Origin of the sequence: Pedobacter sp. (genome assembly GCF_040513095.1) — a bacterium.
Classification (GTDB): Bacteria; Bacteroidota; Bacteroidia; order Sphingobacteriales; family Sphingobacteriaceae; genus Pedobacter.
Map to the genome: position 1 here is coordinate 35,577 of NZ_JBEVDX010000185.1, position 6,856 is coordinate 42,432.

Consider the following 6,856-nt stretch of genomic DNA (forward strand, 5'->3'; position numbering starts at 1 on the left):
TAGTGAATCAAGACCTTGCTAAAAAAACTGGTTATTTATACAATTTTTGTTCAGCGACGCTAAAGTAGCTGCTGCGCTTACTTTTTCCTGTATCTTTTTTGATTACCGGCTTGCCTGTAGAACGTGTCGCCTTTCTGGTGTAGATCTCAAAGTTTTTCTTCAGCTGATCTGCCTTCTTCCATTTCAAAAAATCAAAGCTATACTCCCTGGCTTCTTCAACAATGGTTTTGAGCCGCGCTGATGGAATTTTTCCTACAAGACTTTCAGGATGTACTTCAGCACGGTACAAGACTTCGTTCTTGATAATATTTCCCACGCCACTAAATATCTGCTGATCGAGTAATACATCAGCAATCTGGCTATCAGGAAAGTGTTTAAGCTTTTTAAGTGCTTTTGCAGCATCCCAATCTTCACTCATTACATCGGCAGTAAAATCATACTTTTCCTCCAGCGGACCATCGAGCCGCTCGATCTTACAAACATAAAAGTATACGTCATCGTTATTAAAATGCAGGGCTAATTTGGGGTTAACCTTTTTGGGCTCATGGAACTGATAACTGCCAAATAACCCAAAATGGATTCTTATGCTGAAGTCGTTAAAACATATAAAAAAGTGTTTGCCCCAGGATTTGAAATCCAGAATCTTTTTGTGGGATAAAGCTTCCATATCAATTTCTGCATAACCAGAAGCTTCAGAAATAATCTTGTTTTTAAGATAGGAAATTTTCTCCTTTAAGATGACAATGGAAGGTCCTTCGGGCATATTTCGGTTTATTGGAGAACACTAAAACGCCGACAATGTTTTTAACTGGCTTTCGAAAGCTATTGCCTTTTTAAACCTAAAACGATATATTAGCTATTCAGTATAGTAATTCATTATCAACCAAATATAGTCCATGGCAGAAAACACGTATGACGCAATTGTTATAGGATCAGGTATCAGCGGAGGCTGGGCAGCGAAGGAACTAACCGGCAAAGGTTTAAAAACACTCATGCTCGAAAGGGGCAGAAACTACGAACACATCAAGGACTATAAATACGGTATCCGCCAGCCCTGGGAATTTGAGCACCGGGGCAGTACTACCAAAGAACAGCAGAAAAATTATCCTGTGATCCACCGCGGCTGGGCTGCAAATGAAGCTGTGATGGACTGCTGGACCAACGAACAGGATAGTCCTTATACAGAAGTAAAACCTTTCACCTGGTGGAGAAGCTATCAGTTGGGTGGACGCTCAACCCTATGGGGCAGGCAAAGTTACCGCTGGAGTGATTTTGACTTTGAGGCCAATGCAAAAGAAGGCTGGGCGGTCGACTGGCCCATCCGGTACAATGATATTTCATCATGGTATGATTATGTAGAGAAATTTGCGGGTATCAGCGGAGCCAGGGATGGGCTTGCTCATCTGCCGGACGGTCATTTCCTGCCACCAGTAAACCTCAATATTGTCGAGAAGGATATGGCTGTCCGATTGAAAAAATACTATAAAGACCAACGGCACCTCATCAATGGACGTGTAGCCAATTTAACAGAGGCCATTCCCGGCCGAACCAGATGCCAGTTCAGGGACAGGTGCTGGGAAGGTTGTCCTTTTGGGGGATACTTCAGTACGCAGTCTTCCACCCTGCCGGCGGCGATGGATACGGGTAACCTGACTGTCAGGCCATGGAGCATCGTCACACGTATCATATATAATAAAGATACAAAGAAAGCCACAGGGGTTGAAATTCTGGATGCGCAAACCAACCAGACTTATGAGTATCATGCAAAAATTATCTTTCTCAATGCCTCTTCATTAAATTCTGCATGGGTATTGATGAACTCTGCAACAGATATATGGCAAGGGGGTTTAGGTAGCAGCAGTGGCGAGCTGGGACATAACATTATGGACCATCATTATAACCTGGGTGCTTCTGGCAGTGTTGAAGGGTATGATGAGCATTTCATTTATGGACGGAGACCTACAGGCTTCTATATACCAAGATTCACTAATCTATATGGTGATAAACGAAATTTTACCCGTGGTTTTGGATACCAGGGCGGTGCCAGCCGCGATTCCTGGAGCAGGGAAATCGCAGAGCTGAATATTGGAGGAGAATTTAAAGACGCACTGAGCCAGCCTGGCAGCTGGAATATTGGCATGACAGGTTTCGGAGAGATCCTGCCCTATCATGAAAATAAAATTACGCTGGATGCCAAAAGAAAAGATAAATGGGGATTGCCGGTATTGGCTATGGATGCAGAACTAAAAGATAACGAAAAGAAAATGCGTACTGCTATTACGATGGAAGCGGCGAATATGCTGGATGTTGCTGGTGTAAAAAACATACGCACCTGGGACAGCGGTCACGCTATGGGTCATGGCATCCATGAGATGGGTACAGCACGGATGGGGCTTGATCCAAAAACTTCTGTGCTCAACAAGCATAACCAGGTATGGGATGCCTTAAATGTATTTGTAACCGATGGTGCATGTATGACATCTTCCGCCTGTGTGAATCCTTCACTTACTTACATGGCACTAACTGCAAGGGCATGTGACTTTGCTTTCAACGAACTCAAAAAAGGAAATCTTTAATTATGGACAGAAGAACAGCAATCTCCAGGGTAGCCCTCCTGTTGGGCGGCACCATCATTGGCGGCGATTTATTTATAAGCGGTTGTAAGAGCGAACACAGTGCAACAGTTCAAACGGTACTTAACGAATCTCAAATCAGTTATTTAAACGAAGTAGCAGAAACAATCCTGCCACAGACTGCCGCCTCAGCCGGCGCAAAAGCAGCAAATGCAGGTTCGTTTATGAAAACTATGCTGCGCGACTGTTATTCTCCCGAAGAACAGCAAATATTTGTTAGTGGCCTCGGTAAACTGGAGGTAGCTGCTAAAGATATGTTCGGCAAAGGATTTTTAAAATGCAGTGCTGAAGAAAGAACTAAACTATTGATCAGCCTGGATGCAAAACTGAAGGAGGACAAGAAAAAGAATGATTTACTACAGCAGAAAGAAGCAGAACGTCAAAAATCTGCTCAGGCCGGTGGCAAGCCAAACTATCTTAAAAAAACTCCACCTGTCCCCTCCTGGTTTGCCATGATCAAACAACTTACATTACTGGGGTATTTTACATCAGAGATCGGATATAAAAGTATGGGTTATGTTTCCGTACCCGGGCGTTATGATGGAAATGTCATACGGCATATATAAAAGATTCCATTGTCTCGCAATTAAAACCTGCAGTGTGTAACAATTCACAAATAACCTGAGGCTGTAAGTCTGTGCTTACAATCCTCAGAATATGGTCATAGTCTTCCAGATCGAAATTATGCTCCAGGACCAGCGGAAGTTCATTTAGTAATGGTTGTAATTTCAGTGCCTGCTTTTGTGTGCTTACACTGGTTTTAAAAATAATCAGATGCATCTTTCTTTTTTAACTATTCTCTGAATTCGGTTTTTTCCATCCGCACATCTTTTCCTTCATTTGTTCCTTAAATTCCCGTCTCTCTTCCGGGCTCATGCTTTTGAAACGCTCTACCACCTTATGGCGTCCCCATGGTCCGCCCCCGCCGCCTTTGCCAAATCCGAAAAGAATCTTGCTTAAGATAAAGATGCCCATAGCCTGCCAGAACGTAATTGTACTGACATGAAGGATTTCAGGTAGCAGATTGTTCCATAAAAGCATTACTACAGAGCTGATAATAGCAAGCAGCGCGGCAATACCAAAAGGAATTAGAAAAAACTTTTTTCTGTTTCTATTGAATGTAGTTTTCATTTTTGTGTGTGATTAATATTCAGTAATCTCCTGATAAAGTTGCTTCAAGCGCTTGCGAAGGTGGAGTACAGCATAGCGCTTGCGTGAAACCAGGGTATTAAATTTAACGCCTGTCCTTTCGGAGATTTCCTCGAATGACAGATCCTCGAGTTCCTGCCAGATGAAGACCTGCTTCTGTTCATCCGGTAATTCATCCAAAGCTACCGCAAGCTGCTCCCAAAAAAGACTACGCAAATATTCCGTTTCAGGTGTCCCAACTTCGATCATCAGCATACTGATGAGCTCGGTAGTATCATCGTCATGTTCTACTTTATACAGATCTTCAAGCAGGCTTTCACCATGTTTCTTGTGTTTGTCCAGTATCCTGTTTTTTGCTACGCGGTACAACCATGCGCTGGTTTGTTCAATCGGCTGAGCATTGATAACATTACTGAACTGGTACCAGACATCCTGCAATATATCTTCAGCGTCCGCATCAGTTTTTACCTGTTTACGTATAAAACCCATCAAGCTTTTGCCATATGCTTTAATGGTTTCTATAATGTAACTGTTCTGGTCTTTGGGCATGTATGCGGCTTTCAAAATATGCGCTGTTTATAATAGGAAGACGACTGTGAGACAGAAACATTTTAATCTATTTCAATTTTTTTAAATATTTTGATCTGCATCTTTAATGGCAGTCTGTCGTTGCGCATTGTTCTCCAGGTAAATTTAGCAATAGTAAGGGACTAAACCGCGGCTGCTTGGGTCTTCACTAAAGTTTACTTTGGATGGATGAATTACAAAAATGTAAAGACTGTGAGCTGAGTGCGAGTTTTGCATCTCAATCTCACACTCAGCTCAGCCTCTTGTCGCACTTTGGATTCAACATGGCAAAGGAAAACCAGGCTTAACCCTAATAGAAGACCTTCTAATATAAATCACTAGATTTACCACATGGAAAACGAAAGCAAGAACCCGTATACTCAGTTTAATGCAGAGATCCTTGAAAACTGGAAGGCCAACGGTGTAAAATATATTAAACTTGTGGAACTGGATACCGATCTGAAGATCAAGTTTTTTGAACTTATCCCGGATTCTGAAATTCCTGATTCTGAAGAAACGATCTACCCTATCGAGTCTGAGGATATCACAGAGCTTTTGGAATTACTGCCTACAGTGAAGTTCCTGGTACATGACATTTATCTTGAGGAGGAATTCTAGATGGATACAGGAGCGCTTACCATTAAGAGAATTGATCATGTCATGATTACTGTTCCGGAAGGAATGCAGCCCCAGGCACGAACATTTTATAAAGACATTCTTGAGTTAGAAGAAATCCCTGGTGAACATCCCCGTGGGGCTATGTGGTTTTCAATTGGCGATATTGAATTGCATGTGAGACAGGAACCTGCAAGTCTGCCCTCAGACAGACATTCTGCCTTTGAGGTGGAGAGTCTTGATGCAGCGAAGGCATTTTTGCAAGGTAAAAATGTTGCGATTACTTATTCTTCAGAGATTGACGGCCGGCAGCGCTGTTTTTTTCGTGATCCTTTTGGCAACCGCTTTGAATTGCTTGAACATCTTTCAGTATAGTTCTTCTTCTTCAATATACCACTGAACCCATTTCTTTATCCAGCCAACACGCTCTTTCAAAAACCTGGGACCAAAGAAAAAGTTAGACCAGTCTTCAAAGTTTTCATAATGAAAACCCATGTAAAAGATCCACCAGGCATAACCGAAATATGGGATTGAATCTATTTCTTCCTGTTTGATGTGTTTTATTTTTTGATAACTCTCTAAAAACACTTTGAATTGGCGGTCTGCCTCTTGCTGCGATAGCACATTGGACAAAACCTGTAAAAAGAAATGCGCATAGAACGATGCCAGATCATTAACCAGGAAGCCCTTTCCGGCGAAGTCAAAATCGAAAAAGGTAAGTTTGAGGTCATCTTCAAAATGAAAGTTCTTTGGTAAAAAATCATAATGGCAGTAACCGTAACCAAAGCCTGTGGTATCCAGCTCTGAAAGCCGGCTAAGTACTTTCTGATTGGTTTGCTGAAGATAGGCATATTCTTCGGGCAGATCTGCAAAAGCCGGGCTTACCTTCTCCAGCGGAGCAATCAGCAACGAATTCACATTATACTCCTTTCGTTGATGATTCAGCTCGAGTGTTGAAGTGATTTGATGAAGTTTCGCCATCTCAAGCCCAAGAGTTTCCAGCTGCTGGTCATTCATCAACTGACAGACTTTACCTTTAGCATATGTAAACAAGATTCCATAGCGTATTCCTTCAGCAGCATTAAAAGACTGGATCACATTTCCTTTTAGATCTTCCACTGGACTGGAAACGCTGGCGCCCTGGTCCCGAAGTATAATCAGCAGTTCTGCTTCAGCCCTGATCTCTTCAAGGCTGCGGTGTGCTTCTCTGTAAATTTTAAAGATATAATGCTCTGTTTCATTTTCCAGAACATAGGTATCGCTTACATTATGGATCAATAAGCGGCATGTCATCTCTTCGAAACCATAAAGTTCCTGCAGAACATCCTGGAGCGCCGCAGCAGAAAGAAGGGAATATTGTGTAGGGAAAATATTCATTGAATTTAGTTATCCTGACAGCAAATATGACAATACTGGATTGTAAATACGATCATTACCGGAATTACGTTTGAATTAGCATAAATATATCTTTAATTTATAAAAACGTTAACATTTTAATATGTCTGTAGAAAACTCGCAAACCGCTGCTCAATGGATCAATAAGTTGAATTTGCAGCCTCATCCAGAAGGTGGTTACTATAATGAACTATACCGTTCCAAACTTGAAGTTGCCAGAGTATCGTCTACACTGGTTAACATTTACAATGCTTTTACTTCAATCTATTATTTACTGGAAGGCCACGACTATTCAGGTTTTCACCGTCTGGCTTCAGATGAAGTCTGGTACTTTCACAAGGGTGTTCCACTGCTTATACACATGATTGACAATTACGGAAATTATAGTAAACAGGAATTATCTGACGGGCCAGATGGAACGCTTTCATTCTTGGTCCCAGCAGGAATATGGTTTGCTGCGGAGATTCCTTCAGAATGTGATTTCTCACTGGTGAGTT

General features: G+C 41.9%; 10 protein-coding genes. 5 read left to right on the plus strand and 5 right to left on the minus strand.

The window, feature by feature from the left end:
* Positions 1-31: 31 nt before the first annotated feature.
* Entirely contained in the window at positions 32-763 is a 732-nt protein-coding gene (locus tag ABWY16_RS20700; protein ID WP_353906569.1) for a DNA-formamidopyrimidine glycosylase family protein, read from the minus strand.
* 133 nt (positions 764-896) lie between these two features.
* Here ABWY16_RS20700 and ABWY16_RS20705 point away from each other — a divergent pair, with 133 nt between their 5' ends.
* Together ABWY16_RS20705 and ABWY16_RS20710 are read left to right on the plus strand one after the other, a co-directional pair.
* Positions 897-2,576, plus strand: a complete 1,680-nt coding sequence (locus ABWY16_RS20705) for a GMC oxidoreductase (protein ID WP_353906570.1) — start codon at positions 897-899, stop codon at positions 2,574-2,576.
* Positions 2,577-2,578: 2 nt separating this feature from the next.
* Positions 2,579-3,199, plus strand: coding sequence for a gluconate 2-dehydrogenase subunit 3 family protein (locus tag ABWY16_RS20710; protein ID WP_353906571.1), 621 nt, complete (start codon positions 2,579-2,581; stop codon positions 3,197-3,199).
* On the opposite strand, the gene ABWY16_RS20715 is transcribed toward ABWY16_RS20710, so the two are convergent.
* The 3 genes from ABWY16_RS20715 to ABWY16_RS20725 are packed head-to-tail and all read right to left on the minus strand — an operon-like array spanning position 3,183 to position 4,346.
* Complete coding sequence (locus tag ABWY16_RS20715; protein ID WP_353906572.1) at positions 3,183-3,413, minus strand: hypothetical protein; 231 nt, start codon at positions 3,411-3,413, stop codon at positions 3,183-3,185. The two genes, ABWY16_RS20710 and ABWY16_RS20715, sit on opposite strands and share 17 nt — an antisense overlap.
* A gap of 9 nt (positions 3,414-3,422) precedes the next feature.
* Positions 3,423-3,764, minus strand: coding sequence for a hypothetical protein (locus ABWY16_RS20720; protein WP_353906573.1), 342 nt, complete (start codon positions 3,762-3,764; stop codon positions 3,423-3,425).
* Between the two features lie 12 nt (positions 3,765-3,776).
* Positions 3,777-4,346 (minus strand): RNA polymerase sigma factor, encoded by a 570-nt coding sequence (locus ABWY16_RS20725; RefSeq protein ID WP_353906574.1) that lies wholly within the window; start codon positions 4,344-4,346, stop codon positions 3,777-3,779.
* Positions 4,347-4,700: 354 nt separating this feature from the next.
* Here ABWY16_RS20725 and ABWY16_RS20730 point away from each other — a divergent pair, with 354 nt between their 5' ends.
* Both ABWY16_RS20730 and ABWY16_RS20735 read left to right on the plus strand, forming a co-directional pair.
* Positions 4,701-4,967 carry a hypothetical protein gene (locus tag ABWY16_RS20730; RefSeq protein ID WP_353906575.1) on the plus strand — a complete coding sequence of 89 codons (267 nt, stop codon included), beginning with the start codon at positions 4,701-4,703 and terminating at the stop codon, positions 4,965-4,967.
* The gene (locus tag ABWY16_RS20735; protein WP_353906576.1) at positions 4,968-5,339 is read left to right on the plus strand and encodes a VOC family protein; all 372 of its coding nucleotides are present in this window, start codon (positions 4,968-4,970) and stop codon (positions 5,337-5,339) included. It abuts the gene before it with no gap.
* Here ABWY16_RS20735 and ABWY16_RS20740 read toward each other — a convergent pair.
* Complete coding sequence (locus tag ABWY16_RS20740; RefSeq protein WP_353906577.1) at positions 5,331-6,341, minus strand: phosphotransferase enzyme family protein; 1,011 nt, start codon at positions 6,339-6,341, stop codon at positions 5,331-5,333. The two genes, ABWY16_RS20735 and ABWY16_RS20740, sit on opposite strands and share 9 nt — an antisense overlap.
* A 121-nt stretch (positions 6,342-6,462) precedes the next feature.
* Between ABWY16_RS20740 and ABWY16_RS20745 the strand changes: the two genes are divergently transcribed.
* Positions 6,463-6,856, plus strand: a 394-nt coding sequence (locus ABWY16_RS20745; RefSeq protein ID WP_353906578.1) for a cupin domain-containing protein, incomplete at its 3' end; no start/stop codon positions are given.

What these genes read in the sequence shown, in the direction of transcription:
- ABWY16_RS20700 (WP_353906569.1), bottom strand. Translation starts at nt 763, where the DNA reads ATGCCCGAAGGACCTTCCATTGTCATCTTAAAGGAGAAAATTTCCTAT.
- ABWY16_RS20735 (WP_353906576.1), top strand. Translation starts at nt 4,968, where the DNA reads ATGGATACAGGAGCGCTTACCATTAAGAGAATTGATCATGTCATGATT.
- ABWY16_RS20715 (WP_353906572.1), bottom strand. Translation starts at nt 3,413, where the DNA reads ATGCATCTGATTATTTTTAAAACCAGTGTAAGCACACAAAAGCAGGCA.
- ABWY16_RS20705 (WP_353906570.1), top strand. Translation starts at nt 897, where the DNA reads ATGGCAGAAAACACGTATGACGCAATTGTTATAGGATCAGGTATCAGC.
- ABWY16_RS20710 (WP_353906571.1), top strand. Translation starts at nt 2,579, where the DNA reads ATGGACAGAAGAACAGCAATCTCCAGGGTAGCCCTCCTGTTGGGCGGC.
- ABWY16_RS20720 (WP_353906573.1), bottom strand. Translation starts at nt 3,764, where the DNA reads ATGAAAACTACATTCAATAGAAACAGAAAAAAGTTTTTTCTAATTCCT.
- ABWY16_RS20740 (WP_353906577.1), bottom strand. Translation starts at nt 6,341, where the DNA reads ATGAATATTTTCCCTACACAATATTCCCTTCTTTCTGCTGCGGCGCTC.
- ABWY16_RS20730 (WP_353906575.1), top strand. Translation starts at nt 4,701, where the DNA reads ATGGAAAACGAAAGCAAGAACCCGTATACTCAGTTTAATGCAGAGATC.